Origin of the sequence: Mycolicibacterium vaccae NBRC 14118 = CIP 105934, assembly GCF_001552715.1 — a bacterium.
In the GTDB taxonomy this organism is placed as follows: domain Bacteria; phylum Actinomycetota; class Actinomycetes; order Mycobacteriales; family Mycobacteriaceae; genus Mycobacterium; species Mycobacterium vaccae.
Map to the genome: position 1 here is coordinate 1 of NZ_BCRS01000351.1, position 1,040 is coordinate 1,040.

Consider the following 1,040-nt stretch of genomic DNA (forward strand, 5'->3'; position numbering starts at 1 on the left):
GAGACCGGCAGCCGCGTCGATCGGGGCGCCGGGCGCAGGAATCCCCGGCGGCGGAACCAGGCCGGCCTCACCGATGACCGGAGCACCGGGCACACCGGGTGCGGGCGGCGTCACGACGCCGGCCTCGCCGCCGGCAGGGACGACAGGCAGACCCGGGGCCGGCGGGGTGGCCACTCCGGCCTCACCCACCACCGGAGCACCGGGCACACCCGGCGCAGGCGGCGTCACGACATCCACCTCGCCGCCAGCGGGCACACCAGGCGCACCGGGAGCAGGCGGCGTAGCCACCTCGATCGACGAATCCACCGGCGCACCAGGCACACCCGGAGCAGGCGGCGTCGCCACACCGGCCTCACCCACCACCGGCTCGCCGGGCACACCGGGCGCGGGCGGCGTCGCCACCTCGATCGACGAATCCACCGGCGCACCGGGAAGACCCGGCGACGGCGGGGTCACCACACTCGACGATGCCTCGATCGGAGCACCGGGCACACCCGGAGCAGGAGGCGTCGCCACCTCGATCGACGAGTTCACCGGGGCCCCAGGAACACCCGGCGACGGCGGGGTCACCACACTCGACGATGCCTCGATCGGCACACCGGGCACACCCGGTGCGGGTGGCGTGGCCACCTCAAGCGCGGTATGCACGGGAGTTCCGGGCACGCCCGGGGCCGGCGGGGTCGCCACATTGACCTCACCACCGGCAGGCACACCCGGCACGCCGGGAGCCGGCGGCGCCGGGATCTCCACCGAGGATTCGACCGGCGTACCGGGCGCAGGAGGAGCCGGCGGCGAGAACGTCTCGACCGTGCTGGACGACGGGGTTCCCGGCGCGGGCGGGGCCGGCGGGGAGAACGTCTCCACCGTGTTCACCGACGGGGTGCCCGGGCCGCCGGGGGCGGGCGGCGTGGCGCCCTCCACCGAAGACTCGACGGGGGCGCCCGGCGCTCCCGGTCCGGGCGGGGTGACGACCTCGGTCGCACCGTCGACCGGGCCACCCGGCGCAGGCGGGGCCGGCGGGGTCACCACACCGGCTTCGT

General features: G+C 76.6%; 2 pseudogenes. One reads left to right on the forward strand and one right to left on the reverse strand.

Annotation, left to right across the window (positions count from 1 at the left end):
* Window positions 1-630: pseudogene (locus tag MVA01S_RS31790) on the reverse strand (hypothetical protein); the annotation flags it as partial.
* Between the two features lie 58 nt (window positions 631-688).
* Here MVA01S_RS31790 and MVA01S_RS31795 point away from each other — a divergent pair.
* Window positions 689-1,040 (forward strand): annotated as a pseudogene (locus tag MVA01S_RS31795) (PE family protein); the annotation flags it as partial.